The organism is Candidatus Amarolinea dominans, from assembly GCA_016719785.1.
GTDB classification, from domain to species: Bacteria; Chloroflexota; Anaerolineae; order SSC4; family Amarolineaceae; genus Amarolinea; species Amarolinea dominans.
The window spans coordinates 74,886-97,095 of sequence record JADJYJ010000030.1; the positions used below are offsets into that span (position 1 = coordinate 74,886).

General features: G+C 64.5%; 18 protein-coding genes. 4 read left to right on the forward strand and 14 right to left on the reverse strand.

The features are described 5' to 3' along the window. Window positions 1-10: 10 nt before the first annotated feature. The 3 genes from IPM84_22865 to IPM84_22875 form a co-directional block, all read right to left on the reverse strand. Window positions 11-4,531 carry a hypothetical protein gene (locus IPM84_22865; protein ID MBK9095542.1) on the reverse strand — a complete coding sequence of 1,507 codons (4,521 nt, stop codon included), beginning with the start codon at window positions 4,529-4,531 and terminating at the stop codon, window positions 11-13. A gap of 126 nt (window positions 4,532-4,657) precedes the next feature. Next, window positions 4,658-5,689 (reverse strand): NAD-binding protein, encoded by a 1,032-nt coding sequence (locus IPM84_22870; protein MBK9095543.1) that lies wholly within the window; start codon window positions 5,687-5,689, stop codon window positions 4,658-4,660. After that, window positions 5,686-7,470, reverse strand: a complete 1,785-nt coding sequence (locus IPM84_22875) for an AAA family ATPase (GenBank protein ID MBK9095544.1) — start codon at window positions 7,468-7,470, stop codon at window positions 5,686-5,688. The genes IPM84_22870 and IPM84_22875 overlap by 4 nt, the downstream gene beginning before the upstream one ends. 135 nt (window positions 7,471-7,605) lie before the next feature. Between IPM84_22875 and IPM84_22880 the strand changes: the two genes are divergently transcribed. The 3 genes from IPM84_22880 to IPM84_22890 are packed head-to-tail and all read left to right on the forward strand — an operon-like array spanning window position 7,606 to window position 10,557. Continuing rightward, window positions 7,606-8,415, forward strand: coding sequence for a (Fe-S)-binding protein (locus tag IPM84_22880; GenBank protein MBK9095545.1), 810 nt, complete (start codon window positions 7,606-7,608; stop codon window positions 8,413-8,415). Window positions 8,416-8,418: 3 nt separating this feature from the next. After that, window positions 8,419-9,843 carry an iron-sulfur cluster-binding protein gene (locus tag IPM84_22885; protein ID MBK9095546.1) on the forward strand — a complete coding sequence of 475 codons (1,425 nt, stop codon included), beginning with the start codon at window positions 8,419-8,421 and terminating at the stop codon, window positions 9,841-9,843. Between the two features lie 3 nt (window positions 9,844-9,846). After that, a complete protein-coding gene (locus IPM84_22890; protein ID MBK9095547.1) occupies window positions 9,847-10,557 on the forward strand; it encodes a lactate utilization protein in 711 nt (236 codons plus the stop codon). A 20-nt stretch (window positions 10,558-10,577) separates the two neighbouring features. Here IPM84_22890 and IPM84_22895 read toward each other — a convergent pair whose 3' ends face one another. The 5 genes from IPM84_22895 to IPM84_22915 all read right to left on the reverse strand — a co-directional run bounded on the left by IPM84_22895 (window position 10,578) and on the right by IPM84_22915 (window position 15,285). After that, window positions 10,578-11,432, reverse strand: a complete 855-nt coding sequence (locus IPM84_22895) for a carotenoid biosynthesis protein (GenBank protein ID MBK9095548.1) — start codon at window positions 11,430-11,432, stop codon at window positions 10,578-10,580. 326 nt (window positions 11,433-11,758) lie between these two features. Continuing rightward, window positions 11,759-12,718 carry an alpha/beta hydrolase gene (locus tag IPM84_22900; protein ID MBK9095549.1) on the reverse strand — a complete coding sequence of 320 codons (960 nt, stop codon included), beginning with the start codon at window positions 12,716-12,718 and terminating at the stop codon, window positions 11,759-11,761. A 5-nt stretch (window positions 12,719-12,723) separates the two neighbouring features. After that, window positions 12,724-13,461, reverse strand: a complete 738-nt coding sequence (locus tag IPM84_22905) for an alpha/beta fold hydrolase (protein MBK9095550.1) — start codon at window positions 13,459-13,461, stop codon at window positions 12,724-12,726. Window positions 13,462-13,582: 121 nt separating this feature from the next. Beyond that, window positions 13,583-15,073 (reverse strand): SDR family oxidoreductase, encoded by a 1,491-nt coding sequence (locus IPM84_22910; GenBank protein ID MBK9095551.1) that lies wholly within the window; start codon window positions 15,071-15,073, stop codon window positions 13,583-13,585. Beyond that, the gene (locus tag IPM84_22915; GenBank protein MBK9095552.1) at window positions 15,070-15,285 is read right to left on the reverse strand and encodes a hypothetical protein; all 216 of its coding nucleotides are present in this window, start codon (window positions 15,283-15,285) and stop codon (window positions 15,070-15,072) included. Before IPM84_22915 ends, IPM84_22910 begins: the two co-directional genes overlap by 4 nt. Before the next feature lie 135 nt (window positions 15,286-15,420). Between IPM84_22915 and IPM84_22920 the strand changes: the two genes are divergently transcribed. Continuing rightward, complete coding sequence (locus tag IPM84_22920) at window positions 15,421-16,368, forward strand: EamA family transporter (GenBank protein MBK9095553.1); 948 nt, start codon at window positions 15,421-15,423, stop codon at window positions 16,366-16,368. A gap of 611 nt (window positions 16,369-16,979) precedes the next feature. Here the strand turns inward: IPM84_22920 and IPM84_22925 are convergent. From IPM84_22925 to IPM84_22950, 6 genes are read right to left on the reverse strand one after another with little or no spacing between them, the layout of a single operon-like run. Further along, window positions 16,980-17,624 (reverse strand): hypothetical protein, encoded by a 645-nt coding sequence (locus tag IPM84_22925; protein MBK9095554.1) that lies wholly within the window; start codon window positions 17,622-17,624, stop codon window positions 16,980-16,982. Window positions 17,625-17,656: 32 nt separating this feature from the next. Then, window positions 17,657-18,430 carry an ankyrin repeat domain-containing protein gene (locus IPM84_22930; GenBank protein MBK9095555.1) on the reverse strand — a complete coding sequence of 258 codons (774 nt, stop codon included), beginning with the start codon at window positions 18,428-18,430 and terminating at the stop codon, window positions 17,657-17,659. A 20-nt stretch (window positions 18,431-18,450) separates the two neighbouring features. Further along, a complete protein-coding gene (locus IPM84_22935) occupies window positions 18,451-19,911 on the reverse strand; it encodes an NADH-quinone oxidoreductase subunit N (protein ID MBK9095556.1) in 1,461 nt (486 codons plus the stop codon). Between the two features lie 12 nt (window positions 19,912-19,923). Further along, window positions 19,924-21,429 (reverse strand): NADH-quinone oxidoreductase subunit M, encoded by a 1,506-nt coding sequence (locus IPM84_22940; GenBank protein MBK9095557.1) that lies wholly within the window; start codon window positions 21,427-21,429, stop codon window positions 19,924-19,926. A 3-nt stretch (window positions 21,430-21,432) separates the two neighbouring features. Continuing rightward, window positions 21,433-21,843 (reverse strand): hypothetical protein, encoded by a 411-nt coding sequence (locus IPM84_22945; protein ID MBK9095558.1) that lies wholly within the window; start codon window positions 21,841-21,843, stop codon window positions 21,433-21,435. Window positions 21,844-21,848: 5 nt separating this feature from the next. Continuing rightward, window positions 21,849-22,208, reverse strand: coding sequence for a hypothetical protein (locus IPM84_22950; protein MBK9095559.1), 360 nt, complete (start codon window positions 22,206-22,208; stop codon window positions 21,849-21,851). Between the last annotated feature and the right edge of the window lie 2 nt (window positions 22,209-22,210).

Below are 22,210 nucleotides of genomic sequence, written 5' to 3' on the forward strand. Positions count from 1 at the left end.
CCTCCACGAATCAACACGGGAACTGCCAGCGAGCAGCGACCCGCATGACATCCACCACATCAATGATGCCGTTGTGATCCACATCGTAACGAGCCTGGTAGAGCGGGCCGCCGGTGACCGCGCCCCAGGCCGCGGCCACAGCCGCGATGTCGTTGACGTCCACCTGGCCGCTGTCGTCGAAGTCGTAGCAGAAGGCGACGACGGTCCCGCCCGTGCTGCCGGTCAGGACCGATTGGCCGCCAAAGGTGGCGTCGGTGCGCCGGGGCAGCGACGCGTTAAAGGTCAGGGCTGTATCCGGGGCGGTGACGGCCTGGGCGATGAAGCGCACCTGCACGACATCGAAGGCGCCGCTGGGAAAGCCGCTGAAGGCGCCGGCGGCGAAGTCAACGTGGCCGACGCCGTTGTCGAACTGATTCTGGATGACGGCGGGCAGCAGGTTGTTGGGCTGCGTCAGCGCCTGCACCTGCAGCAGCGCCGGGTCGAAGTTCAGATAGACCGAAACCCCATCTACCTGCTGGCTGCCGGTGTTGATGTGCGCGGTCACGGTAAATGGCTCGCCGACCCGAATTTCCGTCGCGACGGGGACGATTTCAAGCGTCACCGCAGAGGGGCGCTGCGCGATGGGCGGGAGGGAACCGGGCGCAACCCCACCTGGCGCGCTGGCGCCGGCCTGCCCAAAATTGGTGACCAGCAGCGAGAAGTCCACCAGGGTAACGCAGGCGTCGTTGTCGAAGTCGGCGCGGGCATCGTACGCGGCGGCGCCCTGGCAGGTGCTGAAGGCTGTGACCAGGATGGAGAAGTCCACCAGGGTCACGAAGTTGTCGTTGTCGGCGTCGCCCTCGCGCAGGATGCCCAGGTTGGCCGTGTTGGCGCCGTTGTTGAGCGTCACCGTCACCTTATTCTGCAACGTGTGGCTGTGCTTGACGCGCACCTCGTAGACGCCGGGCGTGATACCGCTGATCGTGAAGCTGCCGTTCTGATCGGTCGTTGGCGTGAAACTGTAGGCGGGCGTGCCTGAGCCGGGCACAGTCAGCGAAACCGTCAAGGGGACTGCCCAGCGCGGATGGGGCGGGGCGGGGCGGCCCTGCAGCGTCACCGAGGCGGTCAGCGAGGCGCTGGCGCTGGCGATGACCACGGCGCCGTGCTCGACATGGTCCAGGACCGAAGCGCCGCCGAACGAGACATCGCTCAGGCGCGGGTTGGCGGAGGCAAAGGTCAACGGCGTACCCGGCGTGACCGCCAGCGCCTGGAAGGTGATCTGCGCCAGGTCGAAATCGCTGCCGGGGAAGGGGGCGGACAAGATGCCGGCCGCGAAGTTGATCTGGCCGGTGACATTGTTGAACGTATTCTGCAGGATGGCGGGGAGCGCGGCGCCAGGACTGATCGAGACGACCTGCAGCAGGGCCGGATCGAAATCGAGATACGCGGCCGCGCCATCCACCGCCTGGCTGGTGCGCACACGCACGGTGACGCTGAAACTGCTGCCGACGCCGGTGTTGGTGGTGGCCGGCGAAATTGCCAGGATGGCGCCGTGCGGGGTGGGAGTGATGGTAGGCGTCGGGCTGGCCGTCGCGGTCGGCGTGGGCGTCGCGGTCGGCGCGCCGCCGGTCGGCGTGGCGGTGGGGGTTGCGGTGGGCGTGGCTGTCAGTCCGCCGGCGCTGGTGGGGGTAGACGTCGGCGTGCTCGCCAGGTTGACGTGCAGGATGCGGCCCCATTGTGCGGGCACGGACAGGCTGAGATTGCCGCCGGACACGGTGAACGTGCCGCCGTTGAGCAGGTCGGTCAGCACCGTGCCATCGGGCAGGTGCGCCGCGACCGGAACGACGCCGTTGGCCGCGCTGCCGCTGTTGTTGGTGATGACCACGATCTGCTCGCTGCTGTTCCAGCGCAGGTAGCTGTAGAGCGAGTGGGTGGCGTCAATCAGGAGCGTCGTCATGTCGCCGCCGCGCAGGGCCGCGTGCTGGTTGCGGATGCCGATCAGCGTCTTGAAGTGCTGGTACATCGCCATGTCGGGGCTGCCGCCGCGGTCGCTCCACGGATAGGGGCGGCGGTTGTCCGGGTCGCCGCTGCCGGGCAGCGACACCTCGTCGCCGTAATAGACCGACGGCGCGCCGGGCAGGGTCATCTGCATGATGACGGCCAGTTCGAGGCGGTTCGTGTCCTGGTTGAGCTGGCTGAGGAGCCGCGGGGAGTCGTGGCTGCTGATCAGGTTCATCATGCCATACCAGGGCGACGGCGGCAGGAGGTTGCGGAAATTTTGCCAGGAGGCGTCGAAGCTGGCCGGCGAGCCGCCGTTGGCATAGTCGCGCAGCCAGTCCCGAAAGCAGTAGTTCATGGCCGAGTCGAGTTCGCCGGCGTTGACGAAATCCTGGTAGGGATAGCAACCGCCGGTCACTTCGCCCAGCATCAGGACTTCGCTGCTGCCGTAGACGGTCTTGACGTAGGGGCGCATGTCGCGCCACCAGTCGTGGGTGATGTCCTGCGCCACGTCGAAGCGCCAGCCGGCAATGCCCTTCTCCAGCCAGTAGCGCGTGACCGACTTACCGCCGGGACTCTGCGCGCTGCCGTCGCGGTAGAAGAACGCGCGCACGTCGGCGCTGGCATCTACGAATTCGGGGATCGTTTCGTAACCGTACCAGCCCTTCCATTTCCAGCCGTCGGTGCAGCCGGAACCGCTGCCCCCGGTGGTGAACCAGGAGCGGTAGGGATTAGGCCCTTCACACGCGCCAATGTCGGCGGGCCAACGGTTGAGGCCGTAGCCGTCCATGTACTTGCTGTCAGAACCGGCATGGTTGAAGACGCCATCCAGGATCACGCGCAGACCGTGCGCGGTGGCCGCGGTCATGAACTGATCGAACGTGGCATTGTCGCCAAAGCGGGGGTTGATGTTGTAATAATCGTTGGTGTCATAGCCGTGATTGGACGAGGCGTTGAAAACCGGATTGAGGTAGAGCGTGTTGACGCCCAGATCGTCGAAGTAGCCCTCGTTGATCTTGGCGATGATGCCCTGTAGGTCGCCGCCGAAGAAGTCAATGCCGTAGCCGGGCGTGCGCGGTAGATCGGTCCAACTGCTGTGCAGTTCGGTCACGCACGCGGGCGCGCCGGGGCCGGGATAGCCGTTGCAGGTAGTGGGGCCATAGACCGTGACGCCGCCGATGTCGTTCGACGCGCTGCCGTTGCGGAAGCGGTCAGGGAAGATCTGATAGATGACCGCATCCTTCAACCAGCTCGGCACGGTGTAATCTACCGGCGGCGCCGGAATGGTAGGCAGACTCCAGGAAGGGTTGACCGGGCTGGGACTGGCAACCCAGACGCCAGGCCCGGTGTTGCCGCCAGCAGGGTGGTAATGCCCGAGCAGGCCGGCGTCGGCGATGCGGAACTGATACCACTGGTCAATGTTGTATCCAGGGCCGGGCGCCAGGTATTCCCAGATGTCGTAGGGGCCGCTTGGGTCGGTGGCGACGACCGTGGCTGTATAAATAAAGCTGGGGTTGACGCCCGCGCCGGTGGTCCAGACCAGCACGTTGACGGTCTGCACGTCGCTGTGACAGGTGCGCAGGCGTACGGCCGCTTCGCCATCGGGCAGAATGCCGCCGACCGGGTCACGCCAGGCTACCTCCAGGTTGTTGTGATAGAGGGCCGTGGTGACGATGGCGCCGTCGCCGGTCTGCGCGGACGCGCATGAAGAGCCCGCAGTCGGCGTGGGGGTGGGCGAAGGCCCAACCGTAGGCGTGTTGGTCGGCGTCGGCGTGGGGCCGGTGGTGGGGGTGTTGGTGGGCGTGCCGTTGCTCTCGATGGCGCAGGCTGCATAGGCGCTTTGCGTGGTCGGGTCGGTGAGGCCCGTCGCCTGGTCATCGGACGGCGTGGTGTCATAAGCGCCGTGCGTGACGCCCTTCTGCGTGGCGAAGAATTCCAGGTTGACCGTCTGCCCGCTGCTCACGCCCAGGGTGCTCAGGGGAATCTTGAACTCGACGCCCTGGCTGTTGGCGTAGGCGATGCTGCTGCCCACCTGGCCGCCGCCGCTGAGGCCGCCCCAGTTGACGCCGGCGCCGCTGTTCCAGTTGCTGCCGTTCCAGGTGCGCAGCTCGGTCCAGCCGTTGTTGTCATCGCCAGCGATGCCGCTGCGGCCGGGGATGTTGCCGCGCACTGCGAAGTCAGGCTTGTTGGTGTGACTGTAGGTGATGGCGTTGCCCCAGGGGTCGCTGCTGCCGCCAGCCGCGGTCGCCTTGTCCACAAGCAGGCCGATCTCTCCGCTCGCCGTCATATTGCTGTAGGCCGGCAGGTCGGCGTAGACGAAGAGGAAGTTGTCATCATTCGCGCAGTAGAGCGCGGTCAGGTCAGTCCAGAGGGTGTGGGCCTGGCCGCTGATGGCAGCAGCCAGATCGCCGGATGGGTCGGCGGCGATGGCGGCGCTGTAACCCGCCTCACGCACGCCGTCGAGCGTGATGGTGGCAAAACCGGCGCTGCTTGGTCCAGCCGTGAGGAATCCTGTGGTTATGACGCTGAACGCAATCAGCGCGACCGTCATCATGCGAGAGAACACGTTTGCTTGCTGCACTGTCTACCCCAACGAAGTCAATTTTTCATGATGCATCAATACTTGACAAGTCAACTAAATTATAAACAGGAATAGAGACCATGTCAATTTTGCCGTCACCTACTGATTCTTGGCCACCATTTGGTTCAACCTGGACGGGCTGCCGAGCACGGCGATCACATCGCCGGCGCTCAAGCGGCGGTCGTGGGCCGGATGTAGATCAGGCACGCCCTGGTGCCGCAGGAGGACGATGCTGACATCATCGCGCTCCTCGATCTCGGCAATGGTGCAGCCGACCAGGGCCGAGTGTGCGACCAGATTGAAACGCGCCAGGGAAAGCGGCTGGCCTTCGATCGTTAGCGGGTAGGTGATGTCCACGCCGGCCGCGGCCGCGGCAAAGGCGGGCGCGGCCATGCCCGTCGCGCTGAAGGCCTTGAAACCGAACTGTTTGTGCAGGGACTCGGCGAAATCGTCATCGAAGATGCGCAGCACGACCTGGATCGTCGGGTTGAGGCTGCGCGCCTTGACCGCCATTTGCAGGTTGAGGCTATCCTGCTGAGTACAGAGCATGATGGCGCGCGCCTGGCGCACGCCGGCCGCGAGCAGGGTCGTCTCCCGGAGGCCATCATCATGAATCACGGGGATATTCAGGGCGCGCACCTCGGCCACCAGGGTTTCGCTCGGGTTCATTTCAATCGCGACCACATCCTGGTGCATACTGTGCAAGTGCTGAGCCACGCGGAACCCCAGGTGTCCCAGGCCAATCAGCACGACATGCTGGCTAAACGTCGAAGCAACAGCCATTTCCCACTCCTTGCCGCGCGCGCGACGGTTGAAGAGCATCACGCCAAAATCGGTCAGGCCGCGCGCCAATGTGCCGATGCCGATGAGGGGCATGACAAAATAAAAAGCCTGCAGGTACCACTGATTGGGAAAATCGCCGGCCGACTGCAAGAACGCCTGCGACAGCACGATGTAGATGGCTTCGGGAACCGACTCGATCGGCGCGTGGGCCTCCTGCGCCAGGGCGAAGTAGAGCAACCCGCCGCCGCCGAAGGCGATCACGGAAATGAACAGCGGCAGGCGAAATTCACGCAGCAAGATCAACGTGTCGCGCCAGGATGCACGCCACTCACGCCACCACAGGCTCAACGGCATTCCTCCCACACCAATCGCTCGAAGCCCAGGCTGACGACGGCGTAGCAGCGCAGGCGTAAGCGGTCGCCATATTTGGCCTGCAGCGCCGTCCGATACTCCGCCAGGCGGGCGGTTGCCTCCGCTACGCGCGGCGCTACCACGGGTACCGCACGCAGCGTCTCCGCCGTCAAACCACGCACCTGCTCCGCCGTCATCCCCGCCTCTGACAGGGCCACATACTTGAACTCGAACAAGAGGTCGGGCAGCGCGTACTGTCGCATCTCCGGCCGCACGATCATGCTGAGATCGGCATACGCCCGCGCCAATGCCGGCTCCGAATCCATGATGTAGGCAATATCGTTGAACAGCAGCGTCAGAAACACCGTCTTGACCGTCAGTTCATTGGCCCAGCGGTAGTCACGGTTGTCGAAAACCCGGAAGTAGCGCTGCTCCACGAATGCACACACCGGGCCCAGGTCGCCGCTGAGCAGAAACTGATCGGTCGCCTGCCGTCCCGCATCCTGGGCGCGGACGTCTGGCAGCAGCATGTCCTGAACGCGCTCGACGTACAGCTTGCGCGCCACCAGGTTCGGGATGCGCAAGATCAAATGGCCCAGGGACGTGCGCCCGCCGAAGGTCAGCACACCAAAATAGTAGAGAAACGACGCCATGAACGGCGCATCCTTGGCCGCCGTCAGCATGTCCTCAACCCCGAAGCGGTCGGCCAGCACCGACAGCGCCAGCGGCGGCTCCTCCTGGACGGCATCCAGCAGCACCTGCCCCCCGTCGGGCAGGCTGGCGATGTACGCCAGCTTGCCGCGATCCATCGCCAGGTTGCTGTCCAGCATGTGGCTGGGATTGCGGCAATTCTGCTGGAACTCCTGCATGAAATAAAGCGCCAGGGTGGGATTGTAGACCGGCGGTGCAGGTTCCTCGCAGAAACGGTAGCCATTGTAGAAGGTACGCATCATCTCCAGCGCCTCTGCAGTCTGGCTGGCGGAAAAGCGGCAGGCATCAGCAACCTGGCTCAAAGCATCAGCAATCTCGACCTCCGTGAAGCCACACAGATCATTCAGGGCAGGCTGCAAGTAAATGTTGCGCGCTGAGTTATAGCCGCTGGTCAAGTCGCTCAGCACGATCGGCGATACTCCTGTGATGAAGACCCGATCCAATCCAAATCCACTGGTTGCGCCCTTGACGGCCTTGAACAGCGTCTTCAGCGCCCCTTCCCCGCGCAGCAGCGCATCGTAGCGCGCCTTCCCAGTCGGCTGTCCGCTCATGGCCAGCTCGTTGGCAAAGTTGTCGTACTCGTCAATCAGCAAGTACAGCTTATGCGGAGTTTGGCTGATGGCCGTCAACACCGATTGCAGCGACACCAGGGCGTCGGTTGGGTGAATCTCGATAGGGCCTGGCAACATCTGTTGGTAGTAGGTCACAAAGTCCTGGATACGACCATTGACATGACGGTGCAACGCCTGCGCAATCTCATTCGCGTCGCCATACGCAGCGACCAGCGAAAAGTCCCAGCGCAGCACGAAATACTGATTGTGACGCGGCGTCGGGTTCTGCCCCACCGCCAGGTGACCAAACAGGCGCTCGAATTCCCCGGCCCGCGCGACGTCGTAATAGTTCGCCAGCGTCGAAAGCCATAGACTCTTGCCAAAACGCCGCGGCCGCAGAAACAGCAGCTGCTCGCCCATTTCTTCAATCACCGGGATGCGGTCGGTGCGATCCACGTAGAAGTAGTCTTCCGTAATCAACTTATGAAAGTCGCTGATACCGTATGGAAATTTCATGATGCCCTCCTGCACTCGCCCAAGCCTATTGTACCACTGGAATACCTGGGCGCGAAATGAGCGGTATTTCGGTTTGTCTTTGTCGGGGTTTCGTGCTATGCTGAAATGGGTCGAGAATCGCACAAGGAGTGCGCCATGTCTGCAACTTCTGTCAACGCCGGGCCGCGGCCCAGGCGGGTCAGTCTGTTTGTCACCTGCTTGTTGGATCACCTCTCCCCTCAGACGGCTGAGGCGGTGGTCACCATCCTGGAGCGCCAGGGGTTGACCGTGGATGTGCCGGCCGGGCAAACCTGCTGCGGGCAACCTGCCTTCAACGGCGGCTTCTGGGACGAAGCCCGGCAGATGGCCCGCCACACCATCCGCGTCCTGGAGAAATCCAACAACCCGATCGTGGTTCCCTCCGGGTCGTGCGCCGACATGATCGTTCATCACTTCCCCGAGCTCTTCCAGGATGAGCCGTCCTGGCTGGCGCGCAGCGAGCGCCTGGCGAGCCGCGTGGTGGAGTTCAGCCAATTCCTGGTAGACCACCTGGGTGTCACCGACCTGGGCGCCGTGGCCGCGGGTACCCTCACCTACCACGCCTCGTGCCATTTGACGCGCGGCCTGGGCGTTCGGCGGCAGCCGGAGGCCCTGCTGGCCCAGGTGCAGGGCGCAACGATTGTCGCGCTGCCGCAGGCCGACGAATGCTGCGGCTTCGGCGGCCTGTTCAGCATCAAATTCCCGCACATTGCGGAGGACATGCTCGCCAACAAGCTGCGCCACCTGGAGGAGAGCGGCGCCGACTGCCTGGTCGGTTGCGATTACTCCTGCCTGTTGCACATCGGCGCGGGCCTGCACCGCCAGGGCAAGGCCGTGCGCGTGGCCCACCTGGCCGACATCCTGGTCAACACCGGCCAGAAGGCGTGGCCAGAGCCGCCATCAGCCGCCCCTCCTGCAGGTCAATGAACCATGCATACTGCACCCATCTCTCTGTATGACCGCATCGAAACCGGGATGCACAACGACATCATGCGCGCAGCGTTGGGCGCCGCCACCGGCCGCTTTGCCACGCAGCGCCTGGCCTCCCTCGCCACGCTGCCCGACGCCGACGCGGTGCGTGACCGGGCGCGTGCCATGCGCCGGCGCACCATCGCCCAACTCGATCGCTACCTGATCGAATTGAGCGACCAGGTGGAGGCGGCTGGCGGCGTGGTGCATTGGGCGCCCGATGCGGCCGCCGCGCAGCGCATCATCACCGGCATCGCCCAGGCCAACCAGGTGCGGACGATCATCAAATCCAAATCCATGGTGACGGAGGAAATTCACCTCAACGCGGCGCTGGAAGCGGCCGGCCTGCAGGTGATCGAAACCGACCTGGGCGAATACATCGCGCAATTGGCCGAGGAACCGCCCTCGCACATCATCGCGCCGGTGCTGCACAAGACGCGCCAGGAGATCGGACGCCTGTTCCAGCAGAAACTGGGCGTGGATTACGTGGACGACCCGGCCGCGCTGGCGGCCATTGCCCGCCGCGTCCTGCGCCAGGCCTTTCTGAGCGCGGACATGGGCATCAGCGGCGTTAATTTTGCCGTCGCCAGCACGGGCACGCTGACGCTGGTCACCAATGAGGGCAACGGCCGTATGTGTACCTCGCTGCCACGCATCCACGTGGCGGTGATGGGCATCGAGCGCATCGTACCGACACCTGACGATCTGGCCCTCGTCCTGCAGATCCTCGCGCGCAGCGCCACCGGCCAGAAGCTGAGCGTCTACACGTCGCTGTTGACCGGGCCGCGCCGCGCCGCAGACCCCGACGGGCCAGAGCAGTTGCACCTGGTGCTGGTGGACAACGGGCGTAGCAGTATCCTGCAGAGCGACCTGGCCGAAATACTCACCTGCATCCGCTGCGGCGCCTGCCTCAACGTCTGCCCGGTCTATCGCAGTATTGGCGGCCACGCCTATGGTTCCACCTATCCGGGACCGGTGGGCAGCGTGCTCACCCCGCTGCTGGCCGGGATGGATGAATTTGGCGAGCTGGCGCACGCCTCATCGCTGTGCGGCGCCTGCCGGGAGGTGTGCCCGGTGCGTATTGACCTGCCTGGGCTGTTGCTCAAGCTGCGCCATGACACCGTGCAGGCCGGGCATCCGCCTCTGTGGTTGCGCCTGGGCCTGCAAGCCTACGCGCTGGCGGTTACCCACCCGTGGCTTTACCGGCTGGGCGGTAAGCTGGCCTCTGCCGGCACGCGCCTGCTGGCCAGGGAGGGCTGGATCCGTCGCTTGCCCGGCCCGTTGAGCGCCTGGACCGGTCAGCGGGACTTTCCCGCGTTTGCGCCCCGCTCCTTCCAGGAATCGTGGGCGCGACGCCGCCAGTCCCCGACGCCAGGGCAGGAGTGAGCCATGAAACCTGATCCAGATCGCACCGGGTTTGATGAAATCCTGCGCCGCGTGCGCACCGCGGTGGCAAACCCGGCCCTGGCCGCAGACCGCAGGCTTGCGGGAGAAACCCGGCTTGCGGGAGAAACCGAATTTCTTGGCAACGCCCTTGTGGCGCGCTGGCAGCAGGAGTTCCGCGCCCTGAGTGGGCACGCCTACGGCCCACTGACGCCGGCGGCCGCGGTCGGGCAAGCCCGCGACCTGCTGGTTGCGCGGGGCGCCCATGAGGTGTTAGCCTGGGATGACGAGGCCCTGCCTGTGCCCAATCTCAGTCAGGCGCTGGCCGCGGTTGGGATCAAAACGATCCATCCGCAGGTCAACACGGACCATGCTGCGCTCGATCACGTTGCTGTCGGCATCACAGGCGCCAGCGCCGGCCTGGCCGACACCGGCAGCATCATCGTGACCAGCGGCGCAGGGCGGGCGCGCAGCGCCGCGCTGGTACCGCCCGTGTACCTGGCCTTCCTACCCGTCCGCAGCATCTACCCGGATTTGCCCACCTGGATGGCGCAGGAGGGGGCGCGCCTGCTGCCGGGGACGGCCAACCTGGTCATCATCACCGGGCCAAGCCGCACAGCCGACATCGAACTGACCCTCATCATTGGCGTCCACGGCCCTGGCGAAATCCACGTCATCCTGATTGATGAAACAGCAGCCGATGATCCCATTGGCTGACAGTCGGGACGTTCAGAGGATCATGGCATCTGGTTGCGGGCAACACCGCGCCAGGCCAGGAACACGAACAGGCCCACAGCCAGGGCGCCAACCGCGGCCGGCCCAGGCAGGCGCCAGAAGAAGGCTTGCCCGATCGCTTCCAGCACCCAGGTGATGGTATAGATGAAGAGGAGCGGCCGCACAGGCACAGGCGGGGCACGCACAAGCAGCGTGATGACGGCAGACACGAGTAGCCAGCCCAGGAAGTTGCTCCAGGGAATGCCGAAATAACCGCCGGGCGCAGCCCAGATCCAAAAACCCCAGTGTACCATGTGCGGATCGAGAAAAAGATCCCAGGCAGTAAAGGCCAGGGCCGTTACCAGCGCGTAGGGAAGCGGCCGCGCGTGGCCGACTATCGCTTCTGCCACTGCCCAGGCCAGGGGCAAAAGCATGAGCCAGGCCAGGGGAACGAGCAGCGGCACGTGCGCGACCTGCGGTTGCAGCACAGCCGTGTAACGGTAGGCGCCGAACGGGAAACCAGTGGCGACGCCGAACGCCTCAGCGGCCCAGGCCAACGCAACCACGACGACCGCAACCCGCGCCACGCGCACCCCACCCCATGCGTCCGTCAGGATGGCGATCACGGCAATGAGCTGCAAGAGAACGCTGATGATGACGCCGCGCGGCAGGGCCTCGACGCCGAGGTTGCGCTGAAAAATCGGCAGTATGACGATGATGAGCAGCCAGGCGGCGCTAAAGAGGATGGCCGACTGATGCCGTGGGAGCCATAAGAGACCAGTGCGTGCCCACGTGCGCATGAAGCCAAACGCCTGGTATTCTGATTCCTGGAAGGCTTCGGCGCTTTCAGATGTCCCGCGATCGTCAGGCTTCTGCATAAGGCACTCGTTTCAGCCTCAGCCACATGAGGTCACAAGTAACTGCTGGGTCTGCCTGGAATTCAGAGAGGATTCACAGGATTGACAGGATATTCGAACTCTCGTGCCGATAGTTTTGCACACCACAGAACAAGAATCCTGTACATCCTGTTCATCCTGTCCAAATCGGCCTGCAGGGTGAGCAGTTACGGTCACAACGCTTAATGTGATAGCCGCGGACGCGACAGGTCGTGCAGCAGGGTGGCCGCCACGTTCAGGCCGGCCGCGCCCATGATGCCGCCGCAAAAAAGAACCTCGAATTGACTCGTCGTACGACGCCCTTTCGTTCATCCAGTGATGAATGGTATGACGGCCTGCAGGAAATCTTGCGGGCATTCTTCCTGCGGCACATGGCCGCAGTTGGGCATGACGGCCAGCTGCGCGCCGGGGATTTCCCGCGCCAGGCGCAGGCTCTGCTCCGTGGGCACCCAGGTGTCGAACTCGCCAGTAACGACCAGGACCGGCAGGGCAAGGCGCTTGACATCCTCGCTCAGCGTGCCCGGCGACCGGCTGGCGGCCAGGAATTCGTAGAAACCCCGGTCCCAGTTCTCGACCTTGAGCGGGCGCTGGTAGAACGCCAGCATCTCCGATGTGGCCTTCGACGGGTCATGGTAAGCGGTGGGCAGCAGATTGGCGATGTTGGCGGCTTGCGAACGCGCCAGCAGCGGCCCCAGGTGACGCATCTGCGGCGAGTTGAGCAGCGGCCTGACCAGCGAGGGCGTGCCGCCGCCGGCGTAGATGGCCGGGTCAACCAGCACCAGCGCGGAAACTCGATCCGGGTAGCGCAGCGCGACCTGCGCGCTGATCGTGCCGCCGGCCGAGTTGCCGATCAGAATGGCCCGCTGGATGCCGAGCTGATCGAGCAGACCGATCACCAGGTCAACCTGGGCGGCCGGGCTGTATGGGCTGGCGCCGGTCCAGGTGAGGGGGCGCTCGGTCAGGCCAAAGCCGGGGCGATCGAAGGCGATGACCGTGCCCAGGGCAGAGAGTTGCGGTTGCACCGATCGCCAGGTCTCGGTGTGCGAGCCGAAACCGTGCAAGAGCACCATGAGCGGCTCGCCCTGGCCGCTGCGCTTGACGTGCAGGCGCAGGCCGTTGACGGTGATGAACTCGCTGTCCGCGTCGGCCACTTGCTCCGGCGGTAGAAGGCCGGGCAGCGGCGGCACGGGGATCAACAAGGGGACGGTTAGAACCAGGAGGAGCAGGAGACCGATGACAATCAGGGCGGTACGGGCAAGTCGCTTCATTAGAATCACTTTGCAACCTCGCTCAGCAGGGCCAGGGTCGCGGCCACGGTTTGCGCTTGCTGTGCCTCGCGCGTGATGGTCGCTTCGTTGTCGCCCGACTGCTTGCCGTACCAACCGAACTGGGCATGGTTGCCGCCCTCGATGGCGACGAAGCGGGTGTCAGGCGGCAGGAGTGGAACCGAGGCGCTGATCTTGTCGCCGGTCGCCAGGCCATCGAGCGTGCCGAAGATCGAAGTCACGGCCAGGCGGCGGTCGGCCAGGCTGTTGTTGGCAGCCGGATAGGCCGCCCAAAGCGCCAGGCCCGCGACTTGATCGGGATGCTGATACGCGAACTGCGCGGCCATGGCGCCGCCCAGGGAATGGCCGCCGATGACCCAGCGCTGCACCGCGGGGTAGGCCTGCATGACCTCGCCGGCGCGGTTGGCGTCGAAGAAGGCGAGTTTGAGCGGCATCGGTACGATCACGACCAGGTAGCCGGCGTCGGCGATCTGGCGGGCGGCCGGGGCATAGGCGCGGGCGTCAACCAGGCCGCCGGGGTAGAACACCAGGCCCGTGGTTGGGTTGGCCGTCGGCGGCTGGAAGACGAGCCAGTTCTCGCCGGCCAGCGTTGTACTTTCCTGCGTGACGGTGATCGCTTCGGCCATGGGTGCGGCGGCGGACAGCGTGGTCCAGGCCAGGAAGCCGACCGCGAGCGCGATCAGCAGGAAAAGCGGAGTCAGCCAGAGTAAGCGTTTGGTTTTCATGAATGTCATTCCTTCATTTCTTCCTCACGTAGCGCTGCATGGCTACGGAAAATGAGACGGGAGGAGGCAGGAGAGAGTCACCGGCCAGTTCGGTCTCCTGGCCGGGCGACGTTATTCAGCGCTACGGTTTGGGGGCGGTTTGTTCGGCGCGGCGGGCGATTTCACGGATCATGCCGGAGAAGATCAATCCGTGCAGGGGGTAGAGGGCATACCAGTAGAGCAGGCCGAAGAGACCTTTGGAGGCGAAGAAGGCGGTTTGCACCAGCCGGGTGCGGCCATCGGGCTGCGGCTGGGTCTCGAACTGCAGCCAGGCCAGGCCGGGGACTTTCATCTCGGCGCGCAGACGCAGCAGCCGCGGGGCTTCGACGGCTTCGACGCGCCAGAAATCGAGGGCATCGCCCACGCGCAGGTCATCGGGATGGCGGCGGCCTCGGCGCAGCCCCACACCGCCGATCAAGCGGTCGGCCAGGCCGCGCAGTTCCCAGGCCCAGTTGGCGTAGAACCAGCCGCGGCGGCCTCCTATGCCGGCGAAGATGCGGAACGCGGTCTCAGGCGCGGCCGCGACCACCTGCTGGCGCTGCTCGATGAGGATGCCTTCCTGCACGGTGAACGACACCGGCGGAACGTCGCCCTGACTGCTGACCAGGGCATCTTTCCAGGTGGTCTGCACCTCGCCGGCGTCCAGTTTCGCCAGGGTGAAGCGCAGCGCGGTGGCGTAGTCGAGAGGCCGGATGGATGGGAAGATGCGCCGGGCGCTGTTCTCTCGCACGATGACTTCGTTGCGCAGGCCCTGGATCAACGGCTGCGCAATGGCCGCGGGCACGGGCGTCACCCAATGCACCCAATAGGACGAGAGGCGCGGGGTGAGCACCGGCACGGGCAGCAGCCAGCGGCGCAGCCCGCGCGCCTGCGCGTAGCCGGTCATCATCTGGCCGTAGTTCAGCACATCGGCGCCGCCAATTTCCAGGATGCGATCGGCGCTTTCGGGCACGGCCAGCGCGGAAACCAGGTAATTGAGCACATCACGAACCGCAATCGGCTGCACGCGCGTGTAGACCCAACGCGGGCAGATCATAACCGGCACGCGCTCGGTCAGGTAGCGGATCATTTCGAAGGAAAGGCTGCCCGAACCGACGATGACCGCGGCGCGGAATTCGGTGACGGTCGTGGGTGAAGGCGCCGCGTCCGGGGACGCAACCGCGGCGCGCAAGGCGTCGCCGGTAGCCTGGCGCGAGCGCAGGTGCGGCGAAAGATCGGCCTGCGTATCGCCCAGGCCGCCCAGGTAGATGATGCGCTGCACGCCGGCCTCCCGGCCGGCGCGGCCAAAGTTGGTGGCCGCGGTGACGTCGCGCTCGTGGAAATCAGGGCTGTCGCTCATGCTATGCACCAAGTAGTAGGCCGCGGTGATGCCGGCCATGGCCGCGGGGAGCGTTTGCGCCTGCAGGACATCGCCCTGCACCACCTCCACCTGCGCCAGCCAGGGGCGGCCCTGCAAACGGGCCGGATCGCGGGCCAGCACACGCACGCGATGCCCGGCCGCCAGCAAGAGCGGAATCAGGCGGCCGCCGACATAGCCGGTGGCGCCGGTAACCAAAAGATGCTGCGTTGTCATGCAAATAGCTCCATCAACGATTGTTTGCTGCGCTCGATCTGCAGCCATGCGGCCAATAGTCCGGCCAGGGGCGAGTCCGCGTCCGATTCGTGCAGCTCGGCACTGCTGGCGCTCAATTGCTCAAAAGCCTCGGGCGTCAAGGCAAAAAGCCAGGCGCTGGGGTCTGTTTCGTCGTCCACCTCGGTTGCGGACGGCGGCTCGCGGTTATCCATCTCTCTCTCCCTACATCATCCAGCTTTGAGACGGGCGGCGCGTACAAACGTCACCTCCTCGCCCGGTTTGCCCCGATCATCGGTCTGCGCTACACTGTGCGCCGTTGATTTCGGCACGATCAGGACTGGAGGATTATGTCAAACGATTCGTCGCCAGCGCGTGGCTACGCGCTGGTTCTGACGGCCGCGGCGCTGTGGGGCACGCTCGGTCTGTTCTACAAAGTGCTGATTGATCGCTTTGGTCTGACGCCGCTGACGGTGGCGTCCTATCGCAGTCTGCTGGCCGGGCTGATTCTACTGGCTGTGCTGGCGCTGCGCAAACCGCGGCTGCTGGCGGTCAACCGGCACGACTTACCGCTGCTCGTCGCCTATGGGGTGTTTGGCGTGGCCGGCTTCTTCATCGCCTACGCCTACGCGATTGACCTGGTGGGTGTGGCAGTGGCCGCGGTGCTGCTCTACACCGCGCCGGCCTGGGTAGGATTGATTGCCTGGCGCTGGCTGGGTGAGGAGATGCACCGGCGTCTGCTCATGGCCCTGGGGCTGACGTTGGTCGGATCGGTGCTGGTTGCGGGACTGTACGATGTGAGTCACCTGCGGTTGAACGGCCTGGGAGTTCTGGCCGGCCTGGCCGCCGGCCTCGGCTATGGGCTATGGAGCGTCTTCAATAAGATCGCTGTGGCCCGCTATTCCGCCTGGACCGTGCAGACGTACGCGCTGCTGATCGGGGCCGGCTGCTTTCTGCTGCTGGCGCCGGCAGGGCAGCTGCTCGGCCCGCTGGCGCTGCCGTCAAGCTGGCCCTGGCTGCTGGCGATGGCCGTCATACCGACGTTGGGCGGCGCCTTGACCTACTCACTGGGCGTGCGCTGGGTGCCGGTCAGCGTCGCCAGCGTCGTCGCCACCCTGGAGCCGGTCATCGCCGGCGCGCTGGCCTACCTGCTGCTGGGCGAAAGGCTGGCCCTGCTGCAGATCGCGGGCGGCGCAGCGATCATCAGCGCGGTGCTGCTGCTGCGGCCGCCCGTCTCCCCAGGTTCAGATGTCTTCGAGCCAAATTCAGAATGCACCCAGAATCCAAATAGGCCTTGAAAAGTTCCGGATACCGGAGTATACTGAGGGTGCCATTGCTCAGGAGGTCTATTATGCCGTCCATCGTTCGACTGTTGTGTTCAGGTGCGGCTCTGCTGTGCCTGATCTGTAGCTGTGGTCAACCGGCCGCAGACTCTGCGCCGGCGGCAACGCCGACGCACGCGTATTTGCCGAGCATCACGACACCGTCCGTGGTTCCTAACCCGCCGACGCAGACGGTCAAGCTCATCTTCATTCACCATTCCTCAGGCGAGAACTGGCTGGCCGATGAGCATGGCGGCCTGGGCGTGGCCCTGGCTAACAACAACTACTTCGTCAGCGACACCAACTACGGCTGGGGGCCGCCGGACGAGGACGCGGGTTTCGACTTGATCGGTGATCATACCGACATCGGCCACTGGTTCAGTTGGTTCGCCGGGCCGCAGCGCGACACCTACCTGGAGGCGCTGTATGCCGAGAGTGAGCAGCACGCCGGCTACACTCGCCTGCAGAGCGATCCGGGCGGAGCTAATCAAATCGTGATGTTCAAGTCGTGTTTTCCCAACTCCAACCTGATGGGTGACCCGAACGATCCGCCCAGCAGCGGTGACAACCCCTTGCGCGGCCAGGACTCAGGTTCGGAGGCCATGACCGTCGCCAACGCCAAGGGCATCTACAACGACATCCTGGCCTATTTCGCCACACGCCAGGACAAGCTCTTCATCGTCATCACCGCGCCGCCGCTGCAGGACGGCACATGGGGCGCCAACGCCCGCGCGTTCAATCGCTGGCTGGTTGAGGAGTGGTTGGACAACTACTCCTACCCCAATGTATTTGTCTTCGATTTCTACAATGTGCTGACCAGCAACGGCGGTAGTTGGCGCACCAACGACTTGGGCCGCGCCACCGGCAATCACCATCGCTGGCGTGACGGTGCGCTGCAATACGTCACCGACCAGGGGCGTAACACCACCGCGTATCCCGACGGCGGCAACGACGATCACCCCTCGCCCGTGGGCAATCAAAAAGCCAGCGGCGAATTCGTCCCGCTGCTCAACCTGGCCTACGACCGCTGGCACGCGGCGCAGACCGCGCCCGCGCTCGCACCAGTTCCCTGAGCGCATGGTGGGAGTTTCCAATCTGGCATAGCGGCGGCGTGAGAAGATCAGCGTGACGTTGACGTTGCTGCCCGCGGCAATCGCGGCGCTGATCGCGGGCGGCCCGGCCTTCGTGGCCGGAATCTGGCCCGCGGCATGGAGTGCTTGCGATGCGTTCAGGTTCTACTCCTGATGGGGGGATAGCGGTAATATCATTCAGTGGCGCCGGCCGCACGCAGGATCTGCTCGATCTCCTTGTGACCCTGGGCGATGGCGGTCTTGAGCGCAGTGCCGCCGCCGGAACCGACCACGGTCAGGTGGGCGCCGCGGGCGATGAGAAGTTCCACAACCGCTTTTCGTCCGTAGTAGGTGGCCCAGTTCAAGGCCGGATCGCCTGCGGCATCGCGCTGATTGACGTCCGCCTTATGGTCGAGCAGGAGCGTGACCATTCCCACGTATCCGCGCTGCGCCGCTTCGATCAGCGCGGTCGTGCCGTATTCGTTCCGGTTGACCAGGCTGACGTCGGCGCCGGCCGTTAGGAGGAGCGTCGCAATCGGCAGGTCGTTTTCGGCCGCAGCCAACGACAGCGGAGTCAGGCCTCGGTAGCTCAGGACGACGTTCACATCCATGCCCGCGACGATCAATCCTTCGGCCGCGTCCGCTTTGTGCTCGCGGATGGCGGCCGTCAACTGCCCCATGCGCTCCGCCTGCGCCACGGCAGGGTCGGGCGTACTGGTGGGCGGTGTGGTCGTCGGAGCGCTGGTGGCCGTGACCGCGACCGTGGCAGTGGCGGTGGGCGCCGGAGATGGCGCAGGCGTCGCGGCCGGGCCGCACGCAACCAGTACACTCAGCAGAAGCGCCAGTGCGCAGCCCTGACGCAGCGCCCGCCCCGTCCAATGACGGCGAGTTGACCCTGGGATTCGGATGTTTTTTGGGCAGAACGAAGGCCAATCGGCGTGTACGGTTGAATGGTTCGTGCTGATCATTGAGCGTCGCAATTCCCGCGTCACCCGCCAACCAGGGCGAGGAGTGTGGTGCGGGCCAGGGCCATCCACGGCGTGGGCCATACGCCGACCAAGACGGTGCCTACACTGGCGACGATCAAGGCGAGGTTCCAGGCCGGGGTCAGGACGATCTGGCCGCTGGCGGTTTCGCTGCCCAGGAACATGTTGACGGTGACGCGCAGGTAGTAGTACGCGCTGAGCGCACTGTTGAGCACAGCCACGATGACCAACCAGGTCCAGCCGGCATCCACGGCCGCCTTGAAGACGTAGAGCTTGCCGAAAAAGCCGGCCAGGGGCGGAATGCCCGCCAGCGAGAGCATGAAGATCGTCATGACCGCGGCCAGCGCCGGCTGCCGCCTGCCCAGGCCGTTGGGCGCGCTGACATCTACATCCATCTCGGCGTTGTTTTCCAGCGTCTGCAGCACCGCAAACGCGCCGATGTTCATGAAGGCATAGGCAAACAGGTAGTAGAGCGTGGCGCCGACGGCCTGATCGTTGTTGCCGGTCAGACCCACCAGGATGTAGCCGGCGTGCGCAATGCTGGAATAGGCCAGCATGCGCTTGAGGCTGCTCTGCCGCAGCGCCGCCAGGTTGCCCACCGTCATGGTCAGCACGGCCAAAATGGCGATGACCCACAGCCACGGCTTGTCGAAACTGGTCAGGCTGGCCAGCACGCGCAGCAGCGCGGCGAAGGCGGCGGTCTTGACGCCAACCGACATGAACGCGGTGACCGGCGTGGGCGCGCCCTGATAAACGTCAGGCGTCCACATGTGAAAAGGCACCATCGCCACCTTGAAGCCAAAGCCGATCAACAGCAGGCCCACGCCTACCGGCAGCAGCGGCGCCATGGGGCTGGGGGTGGAGAGCGGCGCCAGGAAGTGGGCCACCTGCACCAGGTCGGTGGTCTGCGTGGCCGCGTAGACCAGGGCCGCGCCGTACAAGAAGAAAGCGCTGGCAAAGGCGCCCAGCAGGAAATACTTCAGCGCGGCTTCGGTGGAGCGCGGCTGCTTGAGGTTGAAGCCGGTCATGATGTAGAGCGCCACAGAAAGGATTTCCAGGCTCATGAAAATGGTCATCAGGCTGGTGGAAGCGCTCATGAGGGTCATGCCGGCGCAGGCCAGCAGCAGCAGCGCGTAGTATTCGCCGACGCTGTCGCTGATGCGCTCGATGTAGCCCGCGGAGAGCAGGACGCCGGTCGCGCCCGCCGTCAGGATGATGACGTTGGCGAAGAGCGCGGTGGAATCCGCCACCACCATGTTCTGGAAGTGCCGGGCCGGGCCTTGCCACAACCAGGCGCTGGCTCCCAGCGCCAGCAAGAGTCCCGCCAGCGCCAGCCCGCCCAAAAGACGCTTGTGGCCGCGCAACCGCGTGACTTCAGCCATGAGAATCAGCAGCGCCATGCCCACCAGCACGAGCTGGGGCAGAATGGCGAGAAAATCGAGCGTCGGTATCTGAATCGTCATGTGGATGATCCTCTAAAATCCGGGGCGACCCAGGTCGGTCATGACCGCCGGCGGGGATGTTCGGAGATGCTGCGCCAGGCTCTCGACCGAAGGGGCGATCTTGTCGAAGAACAGGTTGGGGAAGAGGCCGATCACCACAAACAGCACCACCAGCGGGACCATGATCGCAATCTCACGCCGCGTGAGATCGGGCACCGCCGTGATTGTCTTTGGGACCGGTCCCTGCATGATCTGGCGGAAGGCGGTCAGCATGTACCAGGCGGCCAGGATGATGCCCGCGGTGGCCGGCCAGGCAAAGGCCGGGTTGGCCTTGAACGCGCCGACCAGGATGGTGAACTCGCCGACGAAGCCGTTCAGGCCCGGCAAGCCCACCGAGGAGAGCATGACGATCAGAAAAAAGGCGCCGTAGATGGGGATTTCTTTCCACAGGCCGCCAAGCTCCGCCATGATGCGGGTGTGCAGACGTTCGTAGAGCATACCGACCAGCAAGAACAACGCGCCCGTGCTCAGGCCGTGGTTGACCATCTGCAAGACCGCGCCCGCCATGCCCTGCGGGGTCAACGTGAAGATGCCGAGCACCACGAAACCGAGATGGGCCACGGAGGAGTAGGCGACCAGGCGCTTGATGTCACGCTGGCGCAGCGCGACCAACGCGCCGTACAGGATACCGATGACTGCCAGAGACGATAGCCAGGGTACAAAGGTGACGGTCGCCTGCGGGAAGAGCGGCAGACAGAAGCGCAAAAAGCCGTAGGTGCCCATCTTCAGGAGAACGCCGGCCAGGATGACCGAGCCGGCCGTGGGCGCTTCCACGTGCGCATCGGGCAGCCAGGTGTGGAAGGGGAAGAGCGGCACCTTGATGGCAAAGCCGAGCGCGAAGGCCAGAAAGGCCCAGAACTGCACGATGTAGGCCAGGTTTTTGCCCTGCAGCGCCACCACGTCGAAGGTGCCACCGTAGAAATAAACCACCAGGATGGCCACGAGCATCAGCGCGCTGCCGGCCAGGGTGTAGAGAAAGAACTTGACGCTGGCATAGACGCGCCGCGGTCCGCCCCACTGACCGATGATGAAATACATCGGCACCAGGCTGGCCTCCCAGAAAACATAGAACAAAATCAAGTCCAGCGCGCTGAAGACGCCGAGCATCGCCGTCTCCATCAGCAGCATGAAGAAGTAGTAACTGCGTTCCTGGCTGTGGATGCTCTGCCAGGAGAAGAAAATGACCAGCGGCATCAGGAAGGTCGTCAGCAGCACCAGCCACAGGCTGATACCGTCCACGCCCAGGTAATACTGAATGTCGAAGGCGGGTATCCAGGCGCGCTGTTCGATGAACTGCATACCGGCTTCGCCGTTCTGCCACCAGAGCAACAGGCCCAGCGAAACCACAAAGGTCGCCAGGGACACGACCAGCGCCCATACGCGCTGCGCCCGCTCATTGGGCAGGAGTAGCAAAATCAAGGCGCCGGCAAGGGGTAGAAAAACAATTGTAGAGATCAAGAATGGCATGTGGTTTCTCAGTTGCTAGAACTTCAGCGGACGGCGCTGCAGCACTTCGCTCCGTAAACGGGGCCCGTCCAGTAACACAATCAGTTTATTGAGCACATTGCGCCCCAAAATCATCTCCTGGTCATCCTCGGGATCGTCGCCGGAGAAGCCAACCACTTCGATATTCGCCAGAACCCCCTGGTCAAGGTGCAGATCAACCAGGTACAACATCACAGAGCGGTAATCGCTCCACAGTCCACGCGCCGATGCTGCGCGAAGTGCAGGCGCCCCGATTTCGATCAGCCACCCTTCTGGCGCCAGCGAAAAATCGCTGCCCGTGTCAATCAGTGCTAAGACTGACGCTGAAGATGGGCTGCTGTCCGGGCAGCTTATCCTGAGTTCAAGCACGGGGGCCGGCGGGAACTTCAGTTCATCATAGTTCGGCATGACTGTCACCGCCGCGCCGAACGGATGCGATAGCGCGTCGCCGGCTGGCTGCCGCCCGGCGTAATCAGCACCGATTGATTCCCGTAGCGATCATGAATGCGACGATAAAGCTCTCCCTGATCGGGGTCGCTGTCTACCACCTGCCCGTGGCACACAGCCACATACCGCCCTTCGAATCGCGCGCGTTCCTGCGCGTCGAGACGCTGCCACGCGTCCGTCTCGATCAGGATGCGCTGCTGACGATAGGCAGCCAGGTAGTATCGCACCGCTCGCGCCACAAGCTCAGCCGTGTCAAGGCCCTCCTGGCGGGCCGCTTGATTGACCGCCTCGATGAGCGATTCTTCCCGCAGTACAATCGGCGTCATCT